Source organism: Streptomyces sp. NBC_01241 (assembly GCF_041435435.1).
Taxonomy (GTDB): Bacteria; Actinomycetota; Actinomycetes; order Streptomycetales; family Streptomycetaceae; genus Streptomyces.
Genome location: NZ_CP108494.1, coordinates 7,732,416 through 7,750,296, shown reverse-complemented (window position 1 = coordinate 7,750,296; position 17,881 = coordinate 7,732,416). Strand labels below are relative to the sequence as shown.

15 protein-coding genes and 1 riboswitch are annotated in these 17,881 nt (G+C 69.5%); of the genes, 4 read left to right on the top strand and 11 right to left on the bottom strand.

Features of this window, described 5'->3' with window-relative positions:
• Positions 1-7: 7 nt before the first annotated feature.
• The 3 genes from OG306_RS35200 to OG306_RS35190 are packed head-to-tail and all read left to right on the top strand — an operon-like array spanning position 8 to position 3,125.
• Positions 8-823: an STM4013/SEN3800 family hydrolase gene (locus OG306_RS35200; protein WP_371666293.1), complete on the top strand. Its 816-nt coding sequence runs from the start codon at positions 8-10 to the stop codon at positions 821-823.
• Positions 820-2,184 carry an STM4012 family radical SAM protein gene (locus tag OG306_RS35195; protein WP_266750375.1) on the top strand — a complete coding sequence of 455 codons (1,365 nt, stop codon included), beginning with the start codon at positions 820-822 and terminating at the stop codon, positions 2,182-2,184. Before OG306_RS35200 ends, OG306_RS35195 begins: the two co-directional genes overlap by 4 nt.
• An 8-nt stretch (positions 2,185-2,192) precedes the next feature.
• Positions 2,193-3,125, top strand: coding sequence for an STM4011 family radical SAM protein (locus OG306_RS35190; RefSeq protein WP_266750374.1), 933 nt, complete (start codon positions 2,193-2,195; stop codon positions 3,123-3,125).
• Positions 3,126-3,210: 85 nt separating this feature from the next.
• Here OG306_RS35190 and OG306_RS35185 read toward each other — a convergent pair whose 3' ends face one another.
• The 3 genes from OG306_RS35185 to OG306_RS35175 form a co-directional block, all read right to left on the bottom strand.
• A complete protein-coding gene (locus tag OG306_RS35185) occupies positions 3,211-4,056 on the bottom strand; it encodes an SGNH/GDSL hydrolase family protein (RefSeq protein WP_327258495.1) in 846 nt (281 codons plus the stop codon).
• Positions 4,057-4,246: 190 nt separating this feature from the next.
• Positions 4,247-5,191, bottom strand: coding sequence for a M23 family metallopeptidase (locus tag OG306_RS35180; protein WP_327258496.1), 945 nt, complete (start codon positions 5,189-5,191; stop codon positions 4,247-4,249).
• Positions 5,192-5,194: 3 nt separating this feature from the next.
• Positions 5,195-5,351, bottom strand: a riboswitch (cyclic di-AMP (ydaO/yuaA leader).
• Between the two features lie 293 nt (positions 5,352-5,644).
• Positions 5,645-7,744, bottom strand: coding sequence for an alpha-galactosidase (locus OG306_RS35175; RefSeq protein WP_371666065.1), 2,100 nt, complete (start codon positions 7,742-7,744; stop codon positions 5,645-5,647).
• A gap of 228 nt (positions 7,745-7,972) precedes the next feature.
• Here OG306_RS35175 and OG306_RS35170 point away from each other — a divergent pair, with 228 nt between their 5' ends.
• Positions 7,973-8,785: a tyrosine-protein phosphatase gene (locus OG306_RS35170; RefSeq protein ID WP_371666064.1), complete on the top strand. Its 813-nt coding sequence runs from the start codon at positions 7,973-7,975 to the stop codon at positions 8,783-8,785.
• A gap of 23 nt (positions 8,786-8,808) precedes the next feature.
• Here the strand turns inward: OG306_RS35170 and OG306_RS35165 are convergent, their stop codons facing one another.
• The 8 genes from OG306_RS35165 to shc form a co-directional block, all read right to left on the bottom strand.
• The gene (locus OG306_RS35165) at positions 8,809-8,976 is read right to left on the bottom strand and encodes a DUF6126 family protein (protein ID WP_266750366.1); all 168 of its coding nucleotides are present in this window, start codon (positions 8,974-8,976) and stop codon (positions 8,809-8,811) included.
• Positions 8,977-9,009: 33 nt separating this feature from the next.
• Complete coding sequence (locus OG306_RS35160) at positions 9,010-9,618, bottom strand: helix-turn-helix domain-containing protein (RefSeq protein WP_266750364.1); 609 nt, start codon at positions 9,616-9,618, stop codon at positions 9,010-9,012.
• Between the two features lie 72 nt (positions 9,619-9,690).
• Positions 9,691-11,088 carry an aspartate aminotransferase family protein gene (locus tag OG306_RS35155; protein ID WP_371666063.1) on the bottom strand — a complete coding sequence of 466 codons (1,398 nt, stop codon included), beginning with the start codon at positions 11,086-11,088 and terminating at the stop codon, positions 9,691-9,693.
• On the bottom strand, positions 11,085-12,986 hold the full coding sequence (dxs, locus tag OG306_RS35150) for a 1-deoxy-D-xylulose-5-phosphate synthase (protein WP_266750361.1): 1,902 nt from the start codon (positions 12,984-12,986) through the stop codon (positions 11,085-11,087). Before dxs ends, OG306_RS35155 begins: the two co-directional genes overlap by 4 nt.
• A 26-nt stretch (positions 12,987-13,012) precedes the next feature.
• The gene (ispG, locus tag OG306_RS35145) at positions 13,013-14,179 is read right to left on the bottom strand and encodes a flavodoxin-dependent (E)-4-hydroxy-3-methylbut-2-enyl-diphosphate synthase (RefSeq protein ID WP_266750359.1); all 1,167 of its coding nucleotides are present in this window, start codon (positions 14,177-14,179) and stop codon (positions 13,013-13,015) included.
• A gap of 4 nt (positions 14,180-14,183) precedes the next feature.
• Positions 14,184-15,203, bottom strand: coding sequence for an adenosyl-hopene transferase HpnH (hpnH, locus tag OG306_RS35140; protein ID WP_266750358.1), 1,020 nt, complete (start codon positions 15,201-15,203; stop codon positions 14,184-14,186).
• Positions 15,204-15,208: 5 nt separating this feature from the next.
• Positions 15,209-15,868 (bottom strand): 1-hydroxy-2-methyl-2-butenyl 4-diphosphate reductase, encoded by a 660-nt coding sequence (locus tag OG306_RS35135; protein ID WP_266750356.1) that lies wholly within the window; start codon positions 15,866-15,868, stop codon positions 15,209-15,211.
• The gene (gene shc, locus OG306_RS35130; RefSeq protein ID WP_266750355.1) at positions 15,868-17,868 is read right to left on the bottom strand and encodes a squalene--hopene cyclase; all 2,001 of its coding nucleotides are present in this window, start codon (positions 17,866-17,868) and stop codon (positions 15,868-15,870) included. The genes OG306_RS35135 and shc overlap by 1 nt, the downstream gene beginning before the upstream one ends.
• Between the last annotated feature and the right edge of the window lie 13 nt (positions 17,869-17,881).

Below are 17,881 nucleotides of genomic sequence, written 5' to 3'. Positions count from 1 at the left end.
CCCGGACATGAGCGAGATCGTGGGCACCCACGACCTGCTGCTCGTCACCCTCGACACGCTGCGCTACGACGTGGCGGCGGAGCTCGCCGCAGCCGGTCGCATCCCGCATCTGGCACGCCATCTGCCGGGTGGTGTCTGGGAGAAGCGGCATGCGCCCGGCAGCTTCACGTACGCCTCGCACCAGGCGATCTTCGCGGGGTTCCTGCCCACCCCGGCCGGCCCGGGGCCGCACCCCCGGCTGTTCGCGGCACGTTTCGCGGGCAGCGAGTCCACCGCTTCGGGGACCTTCGTCTTCGACACCCCCGATCTGCTGTCCGCACTGGCCGGTGCGGGGTACCGCACGGTGTGCGTCGGCGGTGTCGGCTTCTTCAACCGGCAGGGCCCGCTGGGCTCGGTACTGCCCGGCTTGTTCCAGGAGAGCCACTGGGAACCGGAGTTCGGTGTCGCGTCGCCCACCTCGTTCGAGGCGCAGGTGGCCCGCGCCGAGCAGGTCGTCGCCGACCTCTCCGCCGAGCAGCGGCTGTTCCTCTTCGTCAATGTGTCCGCCCTGCACCAGCCGAACTGGTTCCACCAGCCGGGTGCCACCCGCGAGGCGGGCGATTCCCGCGCCACCCATGCCGCCGCCCTGGAGTACGTCGACGCGCACATCGGCCGGCTCTTCGCCGCCGCGAGCAGCCGTCGCCGTTGCTTCGCCATCGTCTGCTCCGACCACGGAACGGCGTACGGGGACGACGGCTACACCGGTCACCGGCTCGGCCACGAGTCCGTCTGGACCGTTCCGTACGCGCACTTCTTCCTGGAACCGGGGGCCACCGCATCATGAGCCGCACCACGACCGTCGCGCGGTCCACCCGCCCGTACCAGAGCTATGTGTACGCCTATCCGCACAAGACGGCCTACCGGCCGCTCGCCGAGCGGCCGGTGCTGCGCGAGTTGTGGGCGGCCGAGCGCAAGGACGCGCTCTCCCTCTATCTCCACATACCGTTCTGCGAGGTCCGCTGCGGCTTCTGCAATCTCTTCACCCGGATCGGCGCTCCCGACGAGCTGACGACCCGCTATCTCGACGCGCTGGACCGGCAGGCCACCGCCGTCCGCGACGCGCTGGGCGACGCGGAGCCGGTGCGGTTCGCCGCGGCGGCGTTCGGCGGGGGCACTCCCACGTTCCTGACCGCGGCGGAGCTGGAACGGCTCTGCGACATCGCGGAGAAGCGGATGGGCGCCGATCTGCGGGCCGTTGCACTGTCGGTCGAGACGTCGCCGTCGACCGCGACGGCCGACCGGCTGGCCGTCCTCGCCGACCGCGGTACGACCAGGATCAGCATCGGGGTGCAGAGCTTCGTCGAGGCCGAGGCGCGTGCGGCGGTGCGACCGCAGCGGCGCGCCGACGTGGAGGCGGCCCTGGACCGGATACGCGATGCCCGCATCCCGGTCCTCAACATCGACCTGATCTACGGCATCGACGGGCAGACCGAGGAGAGCTGGCGCACCTCGCTGGACGCGGCGCTCGGCTGGCGGCCGGAGGAGCTGTACCTCTACCCGCTGTACGTCCGCCCGTTGACCGGTCTCGGCCGGCTCGGCGCCGACGGCGAGACCGCGGCGGACGCCGCCTGGGACGAGCAGCGGCTGCGGCTGTACCGCGCGGGCCGCGACCATCTCCTCGCCCACGGCTACGAGCAGGTGTCCATGCGGATGTTCCGCCGCGCTGACGCCCCGCGGACGGACGGCCCCGACGACTACGCCTGCCAGACCGACGGCATGATCGGCCTGGGCTGCGGCGCCCGCTCGTACACGACGAAGCTGCACTACTCCTTCGACTACGCGGTGGAGATGCGGGAGGTTCGGGCCATCATCGACGGCTACACCGCCACCGAGGACTTCTCGCGCGCCGAGGTCGGGCGGTACGTGGACGGCGACGAGGCGCGCCGACGCCACCTCCTGCAGTCCGTCCTCCAGGCCGAGGGGCTGCGGCAGGCCGACTACCGGGAGCGCTTCGGTACCTCCCCGGCCGATGACTTCCCCGTCGAACTGGCCCGGTTCGAGGCGCGCGGCTGGCTCGACGCGACGGCCGGGGCGTCCGGACTGCTGCGGCTCTCCCCCGAGGGCCTGGCCCACTCCGACGCGCTCGGCCCGGAACTCTTCTCCCCCGGTGTGCGAGCCGCAATGGCCGCGTACGAACTGAAGTGAGCGCGCCCATGGACCTGACCATCCTCTACCGCGGCCCGCTCGCGTCCTGCGACTACGACTGCCCGTACTGCCCGTTCGCGAAGCGGCGCGACAGCCGGGAGCAGTTGCGTGCCGACCGTGCCGCGCTGGAGCGGTTCACCGCGTGGGCCGCGGCGCAGACCGGTGACCGGATCTCGGTCCTGTTCACGCCCTGGGGCGAGGGTCTGGTCCGCTCCTGGTACCGGCGCGCGCTGGTCGAGCTGGCGCGACTGCCGCACATCGGCCGGGTCGCGATCCAGACCAACCTCAGCGGCCGAACGGGCTGGCTGGCGGAGGCGGGTGAGGCCGGCCGCGAGAAGATCGCCCTGTGGTGCACGTACCACCCGGGGCAGACGCCGTACGAGCGGTTCCTCGGCAAGTGCGGAGAGCTCACCGCGCTCGGCATTCGCCACAGCGTCGGTGTCGTCGGGCTCGACGACCATCTCGAAGAGGCCCGGCGGCTGCGGGCAGCACTGTCCGACAAGGTCTATCTCTGGGTGAACGCCGCGGAGGGGCACACCTACACGGACGAGGAGGCGGACCGCTGGACGGCCCTGGACCCGCTCTTCCCGTACAGCCGGCATCCGCACCGCTCGGCCGGACTGCCGTGCCGGACGGGCGAGTCGGTCGTCTCGGTGGACGGTGACGGCACGGTGCGGCGCTGCCATTTCGTCCCGGCGGAACTCGGCAACCTCTACGACGGCAGTTACCGGCGCTCGCTGGGCCCGCGCGCCTGCCCGCTGGCCGTCTGCGACTGCCACATCGGCTATGTGCATCTGGAGACGCTGCCGCTGTACGACGTCTTCGCGGGCGGCGTGCTGGAGCGGATACCGGCGCCGCCGCTGTCGTCGCTCGCCGGACAAGCCGGATCCGCTGCCCAAGCCGCATCCGCCGAACGGCCGCGATCCGCCGGACGGGCCTGACACTCGGGCCCGTCCGGCGGGCGAGGATGCCACGGTCGCGGCTCCGGTCGTGGGTCACCGGACAGGCTCTGGCGGGGCGGCAGGGTCAGAGCGGCAGCAGGTCGGGCCGCTTGGCCTCGACATGGTCGCCGGAGGACTCACCACGCAGCCGTCGGCCGATCCACGGCACCAGGTACTCGCGCGCCCAGTGGATGTCGTCGCGCCGTACTTCGAGCGTGCCGCGCTGTGCCTGCGGGGGCCATTCCTGGTCGGGGTCGGCCGGCACATCGAGACCGAGGACCTGGGCGGCGCGCAACGCGACCCTGGTGTGTCCCTCGGGCGACAGATGGAGCCGGTCGTCGTCCCAGGCGCGCCTGTCCTGGACGGACCGCAGCGACCACAGGTCGAGGACCGGGCAGTCGTAGCGGTCGGCGATGGACCGCACATGGGCGGTGTAGGTGGCGATCTTGCCGCGCAGATGGCGCAACACGGGAACGCCACGGGTGTCGAAGCCGGTGGTGACCATCACGGCGCCGACCGATTCGGTCAGCTCGGCGACCGCGCGCTCGAAGCGCTCGGCCACGTCGTCGGGGTCGGTACCGGGCCTGATGATGTCGTTGCCGCCCGCGCAGAAGCTCACCAGGTCGGGTGCGAGCTCCTTGGCGCGCGGCACCTGCTCCTCGACGATCTGGTCGAGGAGGCGTCCGCGTACGGCGAGATTGGCATACCTGAAATTCCCGTGCGCGGAGCCGTCGGTGCTCGATTCCGCATCATGGTCCGGGAGCTGGTCCGCAAGAAGTACCGCGAACCGGTCCGCCCAGCCGACGAAGGTCCCGTCCGGACCGGGGTCGCCCACTCCCTCGGTGAAGCTGTCGCCAATCGCTGCGTACGACCCGATGACGCCGTGTCGGTTGTTGACGCCACGTTGATTTTTTCTCGAATCGTCTGCCACAAACGCTTATCCTGCACCGCCGAATGTGACCTACGCGACCGTAATAAGGGGTTGACGGGTGGTGAGATAGACCACCCGGTCAGGTTTTGGTAAAGGAGGAATAAGCAGTAGGGGCGGTGCGCCGCCGGCGCACCGCCCCTACTGTGTGACTCAGGTCATGCCGTGTTGCTCAACTGCCTGTCCGTTCGGCTCAGACGTAGACGCCGTGCGAAGCCAGGAAGGCGATCGGGTCGATGTCCGAGCCGTACGCCGGGCCCGTGCGGACCTCGAAGTGCAGGTGCGGTCCGGTGGCGTTGCCAGTGGCGCCGGAGAGACCGATCTGCTGACCGGTGCTCACGGACTGACCCGCTGAGACGGAGATCGAGGACAGGTGGCCGTACTGCGAGTAGTGGCCGTCGGCGTGCTTGATGACGACCTGGTTGCCGTACGCGCCACCCCAGCCGGCGGCGACGACGGTGCCGGAGGTGATGGACTTCACGCTGGTGCCGGTGAAGACGGGGAAGTCGATCCCGGTGTGGCTGCCGCTGGACCAGTTGGAGCCGGAGGCGCGGTAGCCGGTGGTGTGGTTGCCGGGGACCGGGTGGGCGTAGCCGGAGCTATTGCTCTGAGCGGCCGGGGCGGAGGTCTTGGACTCCGTGACGGTCGACACCTTGGCCGGGGCGGACTTGGCCGGGGCGGACTTCTTCGCGGTCGAGGGAACCTCGGGGGCCTTCGACGGGAGGGCCGCGCCCGCACCGGCGCCGGTGGGCGCGGAGTCACCCGAGGCCTTGCCGCCGAGGGTCAGCTTCATGCCCGGGAAGATCAGGCTGGGGTCGTCGCCGACGACCTCGCGGTTGTCCTGGTACAGCTTCTGCCAGCCGCCCTCGATCTTGTGCTCGGCGGCGATCTTCGACAGCCAGTCGCCGGAGACGACGGAGTACGTCGTGGTGGCGGCCTGCTTCTGCGCGACCGGCTTGGCCGGAGCGGCGTGCGTGGTGGCGGCGGAGACCGACTGCGGGGCGGCGGCCGGGGCGGCGTTGGCACCGGTGGCGCCGAGCAGCGGCAGCGCGATGACAGCGCCGCCGGCGCCTGCGGCGGCAATGCCACGGGCGATGGTGCGGGTCTTCGTACGACGGTGCTTACCCGATATGGGCATGAAGTGCTTCCTCTCCGGCGCCTACGAGGTGAGCTGTCGGGTTCGGGCTGGAGATGCCCGGACGCGCTGAGCGCGACTTCACCCCGAGCCGGCCAGATTTCTCCGATCGGCGGCCTACCTGGTTCCCCCGCTCCTGCCACACGATGAGTGGATGCGAATTCCGGGCGGCGGCAGGATTAGGCGGTCCGTCCGGATTGACGGCGACCGTAAGCGAGTCGGGACGGCGAGAACAAGCCACTGGTTCCGTACCGGAATCCCCGCCAGGAATTCGGCGCGGAATTCCCGTCACACTCCGTGGATTAAGGATCTTGGCTTTCCGCGCCGCGCACGGAATACCCGACCGCCCCGCCGGTACGCACCGTCACGGATATGATCCCGCTCACGAACGGACGACCATCTGCCGTACACATGGGGCAAGTTATTCCAAATCATGCCATTCCGGACATGTCATGCTCATCGTTCGCGGCGGAGCCTCAGCACCCCTGCGTCGAGGTCCCCCCGAAGCCCGGTGTGCAGCCCCTGATGAAGCAGTACCGAACCGTGGTGCACCGCCCCCGTATCCAGGCAGGCGTACGTCGCCGCGGGGTCGAGTCCGCGCAGCCGCAGGGCCGGGGGCCGCTCCCCGTACCGCTGCGCCTCCAGCCACATCAGGACCACGGCCTCGTCCCCGTGGACGTACTGGACCGCGCTGAGCCCGCCGCGCGGGGCGCGCAGCCGGTACAGCGAGCCCTGCTGCACCACCGGCCGGATCTCCTTGTAGAGATTCACCCAGGTCCGCGCCTCGGCCAGTTCCTCCTCGCTCCACTCGGTGAGGTCACCACCGACCCCGAGTACACCGGCCATCGCGCTCACGAAACGGAAGCGCAGTGAGCTGACCCTGCCGTTGAGCTGGACGTTGGGGCTGTCGGTGACCCAGGCGGCCATCACCCGGGCCGGATGGATCTGGCCGAAGCCCTCCTGGATGGCGAGGCGGTCGAGCGGGTCGGTGTTGTCCGAGGTCCACACCTGGTCCGTACGGGACAGAATCCCCAGATCGATCCGGCCGCCGCCGCCCGAGCAGGACTCGAAGGCGACCGCGGGGTGCGCGGCCCGGAGCCGGTCGATCAGCGCGTACAGGGCGTCGACATGCTCGGTCCAGAGCTTCTGCGGATACCCCTCGCCCGGCCAGCCCGCGTCGGTGAAGGAGCGGTTGAAGTCCCATTTCACATAGTCGATGCGCGCACTGGAGAGCAGTGCGTCCAGCTGTTCCCAGAGATATTCCCGCACATCGGCGCGGGCCAGATTGAGCACCAGTTGATTACGGAACTCGGTCCGTGTCCGCCCGGGGAAGTGCTGCACCCAATCGGGGTGCGCACGATAGAGATCACTGTCGGCATTGACCATTTCCGGCTCGACCCAGATACCGAACTGCATGCCGAGACCGTGCACTTCGTCGGCGAGCGGCCCCAGCCCGCCGGGAAATCGGTCCGGATTCGGCGTCCAGTCACCGAGCCCCGCCCGGTCGCTGGTGCGTTGCCCGAACCACGCGTCGTCCACGACGAACAGCTCGACGCCCATCGCGGCGGCGCGCTCGGCGAGGGCGCGCTGCTGCTCCTGCGCGATGCCGAAGCCCGTCGCCTCCCAGGAGTTGTAGAGCACCGGCCGCAGACTCCCCGCGTCCGGAATCACCTGGGCCAGCTGCCAGGCGTGCCAGGCCCGGCTCGCCCCGCCGAACCCCTCCGCGCTCCACAGACCGGCGAAGACGGGTGTGACGTACGACTCTCCCGGTGCGAGCAGCAGCAGCCCCGCGTCGTCGTGCCCGGCACCGCCGGTGATCTGCACGAGCCCGTCGGGCAGCCGCTGCACGGAGATCCGCCACGACCCGGACCAGCCGAGCGCACAGCCGTACACCTCGCCGCTCTCCTCGGTCGCCGCGCCGTCGGCGTCGAGTGCGACCCACGGCAGGGACTGGTGCCCGGTGTGACCACGCCTGCTGGAGATGACGCTCTCGCCGTACATCAGCTCCGCCCGGGCGAGTTGCGACTCCGCCGCCCAGCGGCCGTGCAGCCGGCTCAGCCGCCAGCCGTCGCGGGCGGGCAGCGCCCAGGCGGCCGCGTCGGCGCGCAGCAGCTCCAGCGGCGCACCGTCCGGCCCGGCGTGGGCGACGGTGGCCCACCGCTCGATGACGTCGGAAGAGTCCCGCATCCGGTAGTGCAGGGTCAGGGCGAGCCGGTGCAGGGAGTCGGTGAAGCCGATCCGGAGTTCGTCCCCGTCCACCGTGGCGTCGGCGAAGGCCCACTCGGTACCACGGACCTCCGGGGTCCGTACCGAGAGCGCCGGGCGGACGAACCGGGGGCCGCCCTCCACCGGGTACTCCTCACGGCCGTCGAGCGGGGACTCGAAGCTCCGGACGGACTGCTCCGGCGCCGCCGCCAGCGCCTGTGCCGCGGCCAGGGAGATCCGCGGACCCCAGTGCAGATGGACCAGCTCGTCCCGCTCCGTGAGCCGCAGCGCGTAGCAGCTGCCCGCCCCGGTGAGAAGCCAGGTCCGGCCCTTGCCGCCAGTCTCGATCATTGCGCCCCCCACATTCCAACAGTTCCGCACATCATCGACCGTTGCCGGGCGGGCGGGCAACGGTCCGGACGAAGAATTCACCAGACGGATTCGCCGCCGGAGCAAGGCTGTTCGCCGGGGTATCGACAAGGAATGACCGAGATGATTGCCTGGGGAACCAATGTCGTATCGTCGCGGAAGTGGCCCAGTCGGCGACTCGCGTCGACGCCAGACACTCCAGGAGAGACTGTGACGCAGCAGTTGCCGCAGATCCCGTCGACGGAACCCGAGCTGGCGGGCGTCCGGAACTTCCGCGATGTGGGCGGCCTGCCCACCGTCGACGGCCGGCGGGTGCGGTACGGGCGGCTCTTTCGCAGTGGTCACCTCGCGCACGCCACCGCCGAGGACTCCGCCTTTCTCAGCGGTCTCGGTCTGCACACGGTCTTCGACTTCCGCAATGAGGCCGACCACCGGCTCGACGGCGCGGACATCGAGCTGCCCGGCGTGCGGAATGTCGGCATCCCGCTCTCCGACCCCGCCGAAGGCGCCGAGTTCTGGCGCCTCGTCCGCGACGGCGACCTCGACCAGCTGCGCTCGATCCTGGCCGACGGCAAGGGTACGAACCGGATGATCGCCTCGTACCGCTCGATCATCCTGGACCGTACCGCCGAGCACAGCCGGGTCCTGCACGCCCTGGCCGAGGACAGCGTTCCGGCGTTGATGCACTGCGCCGCGGGCAAGGACCGGGCCGGTCTGTCGATCGCGGTGTCGCTGCTCGCGGTCGGCGTCGAGCGCGACGCCATCGAGGCCGACTACCTGAAGTCCAACGACGCCCACCGCCGCTACAAGGTGCGCCGCAGCGACACCTCGGCGGACGGCATGTCGGCCGAGGTGATGGAGCTGCTCAATCCGCTCTTCGGCGCCCATGCCGACTATCTGGCGGCTGCCTTCGCCACCATCGACGAGACCTGGGGCGACACGGACCGCTATTTCTCCGAGGGGCTGAAGCTCGCTCCCGAGACCCGTGAGCGGCTGCGCGGCCGGCTCCTCGACGAGGCGTAGCGCGAACCGCTCGGTCGCGGTGGTCAGCCCTTGCCGGCCACCTCGAAGAGCAGGTAGAGGAAGCCCGCGACGATGTGTCCGGCGATGAGGTAGGCGAACAGCCTGATCACCACGCCGCGCGGAAACTTCCGCTCCTGGGCCTCGTACTTCTTGTTGGACCCGAGCGGGTCGTAGTTCTCGGAATCGGACATGACAGTCCTCTCTCTGGCGACCGGACGGGCCGGTCAGCGACGGTGGATGCCGCCGCCGAGACACAGCTCGGCGGCGGGGCTCTGCAGCAGGGTGTGGACGAAGAGCAGCTCGGCGCCGTCGCGGTCGACGGCCGCGATCCGGTGCGGGGTGAGCGAGTCGAAGTGCGCGCTGTCACCGGGCGCGAGATCGTGCACGGTGTCCCCGAGCGTGACCCGGAGGTGTCCGAGGAGCACGTACAGCCACTCCTCGCCGGGATGGACCCGCACGAGATCGCCCTGCGTGCCGTACGGAACACGGACGCGCAGCGCCTGCATCGCCCGGCCGGAACCGCCGGCCTGCTGGTACATCCAGCCGTCGGCCTCGGCCCCCTCGAACTTCCCGCCGCGGATGATCGCCTCCCGTTCCGGGGGCGTCTCGCCGAGCAGTTCGGAGACCGTCGTACCGTAGATCCTGGCCAGACCGAGGAGCATCGGCAGCGAGGGCTGCCGACGGCCCGTTTCGAGCCGGGAGAGGTGGGCGGGCGACAGCTCCGCCCGTTGAGCGGCGGTCTCCAGGGTGAGACCACGGCTGCGGCGCAGATCGCGCAGACGTGGCGCGACCCCGGGCAGCTCGTCGGCCACCCCTCCGTCTGGAGTGTTCATGTACCCATTGGGCCAGGAGTTTTCCTTTGAGGCAAATTTATTGCCTCAAAGGCAAACCTCACGCCCCGCGGATCAGCGGTTGGCGACGGCCTGTTTCACCAGGGTCCTGCCGAAGTCCCACACCAGTCCACCCCCGCTGTGTGCGTCGTCCATCACGGCGGTGAACGCCGTGACGAACCGGTCGGCCTCCGGCTCCCCGATCATCAGCGGCGGAATCAGCTTGATCACTTCGAGGTGGTCACCCGAGACCTGCGTGAGGATGCGGTGCTTCTGGAGCAGGGGCACCACCACCATCTGCGCGAAGAGCCCCTTACGGGCCGCCTGCAGCATGGCCCAGCGGCTGCGCAGCTTCAGTGACGACGGCCGGCCGAACTCGATGCCGATCATCAGCCCGCGCCCGCGCACCTCGTGGAGGAGTTCGTAGCGGTCGACCAGTGCGGCCAGCCGCCCGCGCAGCAGATCGCCGGTGCGGCGCGCGTTCGCGACGATCTCCTCGTCCTCCATCACGGCGAGGACCGCGAGCCCGGCAGCCATCGCCTGGGCGTTGGAGCCGAAGCTCGCGGAGTGGACCAGGACCCGGTCCATCGACGAGTAGACGCGTCTGAAGATCCAGTCCTTGCCGAGGGTCGCCCCGACCGGCACATAGCCGCCGGAGAGGGCCTTGGCGACACAGACCAGATCGGGTTCGACATCCTCCTCGTGCTGGTACGCGTAGAAGTCCCCGGTCCTGCCGAGGCCGGTCTGCACCTCGTCGGCGATGAGGAGCGCCTTGTGCTTGTGCAGCAGCTCCTGCGCGGCGCGAAGGAAGCCGGGCGGCGCGGCGTGGACGCCCTTGCCCTGGATCGGCTCGACGACCAGTGCCGCCACATCGCCGCGCTTCAGCTCACGCCTCAGTGCGTCGAGATCACCGAGTGCGATGGCGGTGTCCGGCAGCAGCGGGGCGAAGCCGTCCCGGAAGCCGCTCTCCCCGTTGACCGAGAGCGAGCCGGTCGTCAGCCCGTGGAAGGCGTGGGTGCAGTAGAGGATCCTCGGCCTGCCGGTGGCGTACCGGGCGAACTTCAGCGCGGTCTCGACGGCCTCCGTACCGCTGTTGCCGAAGAACACCCGGTCCAGATGCGGGCTGTGGACGAGCAGCTTCTCGGCCAGCAGTCCGGGCAGCGGCTGGCAGTCGAAGCGGGTGAGGTCGGCGAGCGAGGCGTCGAGGACGTCGTGCAGGGCCTTGCGTACGACGGGGTGGTGCCGGCCGAGACCCATCACGCCGAATCCGGCGAGCATGTCGAGGTAGTCGTTGCCTTCCGCGTCCCAGAAGTGTGCGCCCTCGGCCCGTTCGTAGACCTTGTCGAAGCCAATGGTGTGCAGCATGCGCGGCAGTTGGTGATTGAGGTGTTTCGCGTGCAGCTCGTAGCGTTCCGCGCCGCGCTCCGCGAGGAGCTGCGCCAGATCGAAGCCCTTGGGCCCGTCGTCCTTCATGCCCCGCTCTCCTCGGTCCTTTTCGCTGCTTCCTTGCCGGCCAGTGCGGCGCTGATCCGCCCGGCGATCTCGACCGGGGTGAGCCCGATGTCGGCCAGCACCTCGGCGCGCTTGCCGTGGGCGAGGAACTGCTCGGGGATGCCGAAGGTACGCAGCGGTACGTCGACCCCGGCATCCCGCAGCGCCTGTCCAACCGCCGAACCGACGCCCCCGGCACGGCTGTTGTCCTCGACGACGGCGACGAGCCGGTGCCGTTCGGCAAGTGGGGCCAGTTGTTCGTCGACGGGCTTGACCCAGCGCGGGTCGACGACCGTGCAGCGGATGCCGCCGCCCGCCAGCAGGTCTGCGGCCTTCAGACAGACCGGGGCGAGCACCCCGACGGCCACGAGCAGCACATCGGGATCGTCCGCCCGGTGCAGTACGTCCATACCGCCGATCCGGTCGATGGCCGGGATCGACTCCCCCACCGACTCCTTGGGGAACCTGATCACGGTAGGGGCGTCGTCGATGTCGACGGCCTCGCGGAGTTCGGCCCGGAATTCGTCGGCGTCGCGCGGGGCGGCGATCCGCAGTCCGGGGACGACCTGTAGCAGGGACATGTCCCACATGCCGTTGTGCGAGGGCCCGTCGGGTCCGGTGATCCCGGCCCGGTCGAGGACGAACGTCACCCCGCACTTGTGCAGCGCGACGTCCATCAGCAATGGGTCGAAGGCCCGGTTGAGGAAGGTGGCGTACACGGCGACGACCGGATGCAGTCCTGCGGTGGCGAGTCCCGCCGCACAGACCGCGGCGTGCTGCTCGGCGATCCCGACGTCCCAGACCCGGCCGGGGAACGCCTCGGCGAACCTGGTCAGTCCGACGGGGTGCAGCATCGCCGCGGTGATGGCCACGACATCCGGCCGCTCCGCGCCGATCTCGGCGATCTCGTCCCCGAACACCGAGGTCCAGGAGGGCGCTTCCGTCGGGACGAGCGGTGCGCAGGTCAGCGGGTCCATCGCGCCCACGGTGTGGAAGCGGTCGGCCTCGTCCCGGAGCGCGGGCGGGTAGCCGCGGCCCTTCTCGGTGAGGCAGTGCACCAGCACCGGGCCGTGGAAGCGCTTCGCCCGGTGCAGTGCGGACTCGACGGCCGCGATGTCGTGCCCGTCGATCGGCCCGACGTACTTGAGCCCGAGGTCCTCGAACATGCCCTGCGGGGCGAAGGCGTCCTTGAACCCCTTCTTCGCACCGTGCAGCGACTCGTACAACGGCTGCCCGATGACGGGCGTCTGCTGGAGCACTCCCTTGCCCCAGGAGAGGAAGCGTTCGTATCCGTCGGTGGTACGGAGGGTGGCGAGGTGGTTGGCGAGGCCGCCGGTCGTCGGGCCGTACGAACGCTCGTTGTCGTTGACGACGATGATCAGCGGCCGGTCCCGTGCGGCCGCGATGTTGTTGAGTGCCTCCCAGGCCATGCCGCCGGTGAGGGCACCGTCGCCGATGACGGCCACCACATGGTCGCTCCGCCCCAGCACCTGGTGGGCCTTGGCGAGGCCGTCGGCCCAGCCGAGAACGGTCGAGGCATGCGAGTTCTCGATGACGTCGTGCTCGGACTCCTCCCGGGAGGGGTAGCCGGACAGGCCCCCCTTGCCGCGGAGCTTGGAGAAGTCCTGCCGCCCGGTGAGCAGCTTGTGCACATAACTCTGGTGCCCGGTGTCCCACAGGATGCGGTCCACCGGCGAGTCGAAGGCCCGGTGCAGGGCGATGGAGAGCTCCACCACCCCCAGGTTCGGGCCCAGATGACCGCCGGTCCTCGCCACTGCCCGGACGAGGAACTGCCTGATGTCCTCGGCCAGTTCGTCGAGTTGCGCGCCGCTCAGCGCCTTGAGATCGTGCGGCCCCCGGATGCTCTCCAGAATCGTCACGCTCGGGCCCCCTCTCTGGTTCTGTTTCAGCTCACGGTGACGGCGGGAACCCCCGATGGTGTCCCCGCGCCGTCCATGCCCTCGGCGATCTTCTGGGCTTCTTCGATCAGCGTCTCGACGATCTTCGACTCGGGCACGGTCTTGATGACCTCGCCCTTCACGAAGATCTGCCCCTTGCCATTGCCGGACGCGACACCCAGATCCGCCTCACGGGCCTCACCCGGACCATTGACGACACAGCCCATCACGGCCACCCGCAACGGCACTTCCATGCCCTCAAGCCCCGCACTGACCTGATCCGCCAGCTTGTACACATCCACCTGCGCCCGCCCGCACGACGGACACGAAACGATCTCCAGCCGACGCTGCTTCAGATTCAACGACTCCAGAATCTGCAGACCGACCTTGACCTCCTCCGCCGGCGGCGCCGACAACGACACCCGGATCGTGTCCCCGATCCCCTCCGACAGCAACGCACCAAAAGCCACAGCCGACTTGATCGTCCCCTGGAACGCCGGCCCCGCCTCCGTCACCCCCAGATGCAACGGGTAGTCACACCGAGCAGCCAGCTGACGGTACGCATTGACCATCACCACCGGATCGTTGTGCTTCACCGAGATCTTGATCTCCCGGAAGTCATGCTCCTCGAAGAGCGACGCCTCCCACAGCGCCGACTCCACCAACGCCTCCGGAGTCGCCTTCCCGTACTTCTTCAGCAACCGCGCATCCAGCGAACCCGCGTTCACACCGATCCGGATCGGCGTACCCGCATCCTTCGCCGCCCGCGCGATCTCCTTCACCTTGTCGTCGAACTGCTTGATGTTCCCCGGATTCACCCGCACCGCGGCACAACCCGCATCGATCGCCGCGAACACATACTTCGGCTGGAAATGAATATCCGCGATCACCGGAATCTGCGACTTCTTCGCAATCGTCGCCAACGCGTCCGCGTCATCCTGCGTCGGACACGCCACCCGCACGATCTGACAGCCCGACGCCGTCAACTCCGCGATCTGCTGCAACGTCGCACCGATGTCCGACGTACGCGTCGTCGTCATCGACTGCACCGACACCGGCGCATCCCCGCCCACCGCAACCGACCCGACCTGGATGCGCCGCGAGTGGCGGCGCATCGCGAGCGGCCGGGCCGGCAACTCGGGGAGACCCAGTGCGACCGGCTCTCCAGCGGTCATGACGTCACCGGGTCCCGGAGACGGTCTCGCGTGCGGCGCGCAAGGATTCCTTCAGCGATCCCATGGTGGCGAGGACGGCGGTGGGCTCGTAGCCGCAGTGCGCCATGCAGTTGGCGCAGCGCGGGTCCTTGCCGCGGCCGTACTTGTCCCAGTCGGTCTCCTCGATGAGTTCCCGGTACGTGGGGACGTACCCGTCGCTCATCAGGTAGCAGGGCCGCTGCCAGCCGAAGAGCGAGTAGTTCGGGATCGCCCACGCGGTGCACGGGAAGTCCGCCTTGCCCTCCAGGAAGTCCAGGAAGAGCGGCGAGTGGTTCAGCCGCCAGCGGGACCGGTTGCCGCCCGCGAACGACTTCTTGAAGAGTTCCCGGGTCTGCTCGACGCCGAGGAAGTGCTCCTGGTCGGGTGCCTTCTCGTACGCGTAGGCGGGCGAGATCATCATCTCGTCGACCTTCAGGTCGTCGTTGAGGTAGTTGAGGACCTCGATGACGGTCTGCGGGGTGTCGGTGTTGAAGAAGGTGGAGTTCGTAGTGACCCGGAAGCCGCGTCGCTTGGCCTCCTTGATCGCCGCCACCGCCTCGTCGAACACGCCTTCCTTGGCAACGGATTCATCGTGCCGCTCCCGCAGCCCGTCGATGTGCACAGCAAAGGCGAAGTACGGCGAAGGCGTGAATTTCTCGATTTTCTTCCGCAGCAGCATCGCGTTGGTGCAGAGGAAGACGAACTTCTTCCTCGCCACCAACTGCCGTACGATTTCGTCGATCTGCGGGTGCATCAGGGGTTCGCCACCCGCGATGGAAACCATCGGGGCGCCCGATTCCAGTACCGCGCCGACAGCCTGGGCAACCGGCATGCGCTGCTTCAGAACTCCGGCCGGATGCTGGATCTTCCCGCAGCCCTCGCACGCCAGATTGCAGGCGAACAAAGGCTCCAGCTCGACAATGAGCGGGAACTTGTCCCGCTTGCGGAGCTTCTGTTCAATGAGGTACGTCGCAACCTTGATGGTCTGACGGAGCGGCATGGCCATCTAGCTCACCTCCTGGGGAGCAGCAGAGATCGGTGCCATTCATAGAATGCCGGTAGGACGGCACGGAGAACACGGAAAGCTGATATTCCACCGCGTATCGTCCCGATGCGGACGAGCTCGTGCTCCGGAGCGTCCACGACCACCCGTACGGCGGCAACCGGGCGCGGCCCGGACCACAGGGCGGCGCGAAGGGTGGCGGCGGACTCCATATCCACCGCGATCGCTCCGGTGGCCCGCAGCTCGGCCCGCTCATGTCCGCGTACGACATGGGCGGAGCCGGTCAGCGGACCGGTGTGGACGGTGCGGCCGGGCACCGTCCGGGCAAGGGCCTCGGCGAGCAGGTCCGTGCCGGTGCAGGCCGTCGGATCCCCGGCTCCCCGGGTCTCGTCGGCGACCACCAGGTCCCCGGGGTGCATGCCGGGTGACAGCCCGGCGCAGAAACCCGAGGCGAGGACGGCCATGGCGGGTGCCCGGTCCCGACCGAGTGCCTGTGCCACGGCCGCCTCGGCGGCCTTGGGGCCCATGCCCGTACGCAGTACGGTCACCGGGCCCGGAGCCGCGCCGGCCGCGCCCTTGCCACTGCGCAGGGCGAATTGCTCGATGCCGAGCGCACAGGCGATCAGCAGCGGCGCAGCGGGGCCGGCCGGCCCCGGACCATCGCCCATCAGGCCCCCTTGCGGGTGGCCGTGCGATCGGCGAAGGGTTCGCCGTACACGTACCGCCCGAGTGCGGTGAGCGGGAAGACCTGCCGGTAGAGGTGGTAATTGATGGAGAAGTCCCAGGGGAAGCCGGTGCCGGTGAAGTACGGCTCGTCCCAGGAGCCGTCGGCCTGCTGGGTCTCGGTGAGCCAGCGCACCCCCCGCTGCACCGCCACACTGTCCCGTCGCCCCGCGGCGAGCAGCGCGAGCAGTGCCCACGCGGTCTGGGAGGCGGTCGAGGTACCGTGCCCGATCCACTTCTCCTCGTGGTACGAACGCAGGTCCTCGCCCCAGCCACCGTCGTCGTTCTGTACGGACTCCAGCCAGCCGACCGCCCGGTGGATCGCCGGATGGGTGCCGGGCAGCCCGGCGGCCACCAGCGCGGGCACCACCGACCCTGTCCCGTACACGTAGTTGACGCCCCAGCGGCCGAACCAGCCGCCGTTCGGGTCCTGTTCGGCCAGCAGCCACTCGATGCCGCGCCGGGTGGCGGGGTGCGCGGACCGCCCCTCGACGGCGAGCATCTCCACCACGTGCCCGGTGACGTCAGCGGACGGCGGGTCGATGACCTCACCGAAGTCGGAGAAGGGCAGCCGGTTGGGGAACGGACTGGTGTTGTCCGCGTCGAAGGCTCCCCAGGCCCCGTTGCGGGACTGCATGCCGAGGTTCCAGCGCACTCCGCGCTTGATGGCGGCCTCGACGCGTGCCATGTCGGGGTGGTGGACCCGGCGCAGCGCGAGGACCACTTCCGCGGTGTCGTCGATGTCGGGGTAGTTGTCGTTGTGGAACTCGAACGCCCAGCCGCCCGGGGCGAGTCGGGGGCGGCGTACGGACCAGTCGCCGGGCCGGACGATCTCCTCGCCGAGCATCCAGTCCGCGGCCTTCACGAGCGCCGGGTGGTCGGGGCGGACCCCGGCGTCGGCGAGGGCGATGGTGGCGAGGCAGGTGTCCCAGACCGGGGACTGGCAGGCCTCGATCATCCGGGCGCCGTCCTCGCGCCAGACGGCGAACCGGTCGAGCGATTCGAGTCCGGCCCGCATCACCGGGTGGTCCAGGTCGTAGCCGAGCAGGTGCAGCGCGATGACGGAGTACACGGCGGGCGGCTGGATCCCGCCCCAGCAGCCGTCGTTCTCCTGGCGTTCGATGATCCAGCGGGCCGCGGCGTTCATGGCGGACCTGCGCAGCTTGCGCGGTGCGATCCGGTGGTAGAGGTGCAGCGCCTTGTCGAGGCGCTGGAAGACACCGTCCCAGCTCACCGCCGGAGCGGTACGTCCGGGCGGGTTCGGATGATGTGGATCGGTGTGCAGTTCATCGAGTGCGAAGGGGGCCGGGCGCACCGGCCGCTTCGCCGAGACGATGGTGAGCGGCACGATGGTCTGGCGGGCCCAGCAGCCGAAGTCATAGATGTTGAGGGGAGCCCATTTGGGAAAGAACATCAGCTCGGGCGGCATCTGAGGCAGGTCGTCCCACTTCCACCAGCCGAAGAGGGCGAGCCAGATCCGGGTGAAGACACGGCTCGCCGCGATTCCGCCCTGTTCCCTGATCCACCCCGAGGCCCGGGCCATGTGCGGTTCGTCCGGTCGGTCCCCGGCCAGCCGCAGCGCCACATACGCCTCGATGGTGGTGGAGAGCTCGCCGGGGCCGCCGTGGAAAGTCGCCCAGGTGCCGTCGCCGAGCTGTTCGCCGCGGATGAAGCGGCCCGCCGCCTGGACGACGGTCTGGTCCTGGATGCCCAGGAATTGCCGGAGCATCAGGTCTTCGGCGTCCATGGTGACGTTGGTGGCGAGGTCGCCCTTCCACCAGCCCTGCTCGTCCTGCCTGCCGAGGAGATGCTCCACCGAGCGTTCCGCGGCCCGCCGCGCGGCGGCCTGTACGTCGTCCGCGGCGATGGTTGTGTCGGTCGGATTGCTGGCCGAGGCTGCGCGGGGGTTCACAGCCCCGGTGCTTCCGTCGGTCGTCGCTGTCATGGCTTCCCCTTCG

Coding starts and splice junctions, on each gene's coding strand:
- OG306_RS35190 (WP_266750374.1), top strand. CDS start 2,193: ATGGACCTGACCATCCTCTACCGCGGCCCGCTCGCGTCCTGCGACTAC.
- hpnH (WP_266750358.1), bottom strand. CDS start 15,203: ATGGCCATGCCGCTCCGTCAGACCATCAAGGTTGCGACGTACCTCATT.
- OG306_RS35135 (WP_266750356.1), bottom strand. CDS start 15,868: ATGGGCGATGGTCCGGGGCCGGCCGGCCCCGCTGCGCCGCTGCTGATC.
- OG306_RS35175 (WP_371666065.1), bottom strand. CDS start 7,744: ATGATCGAGACTGGCGGCAAGGGCCGGACCTGGCTTCTCACCGGGGCG.
- OG306_RS35200 (WP_371666293.1), top strand. CDS start 8: ATGAGCGAGATCGTGGGCACCCACGACCTGCTGCTCGTCACCCTCGAC.
- OG306_RS35195 (WP_266750375.1), top strand. CDS start 820: ATGAGCCGCACCACGACCGTCGCGCGGTCCACCCGCCCGTACCAGAGC.
- OG306_RS35180 (WP_327258496.1), bottom strand. CDS start 5,191: ATGCCCATATCGGGTAAGCACCGTCGTACGAAGACCCGCACCATCGCC.
- OG306_RS35165 (WP_266750366.1), bottom strand. CDS start 8,976: ATGTCCGATTCCGAGAACTACGACCCGCTCGGGTCCAACAAGAAGTAC.
- ispG (WP_266750359.1), bottom strand. CDS start 14,179: ATGACCGCTGGAGAGCCGGTCGCACTGGGTCTCCCCGAGTTGCCGGCC.
- OG306_RS35155 (WP_371666063.1), bottom strand. CDS start 11,088: ATGAAGGACGACGGGCCCAAGGGCTTCGATCTGGCGCAGCTCCTCGCG.
- shc (WP_266750355.1), bottom strand. CDS start 17,868: ATGACAGCGACGACCGACGGAAGCACCGGGGCTGTGAACCCCCGCGCA.
- OG306_RS35160 (WP_266750364.1), bottom strand. CDS start 9,618: ATGAACACTCCAGACGGAGGGGTGGCCGACGAGCTGCCCGGGGTCGCG.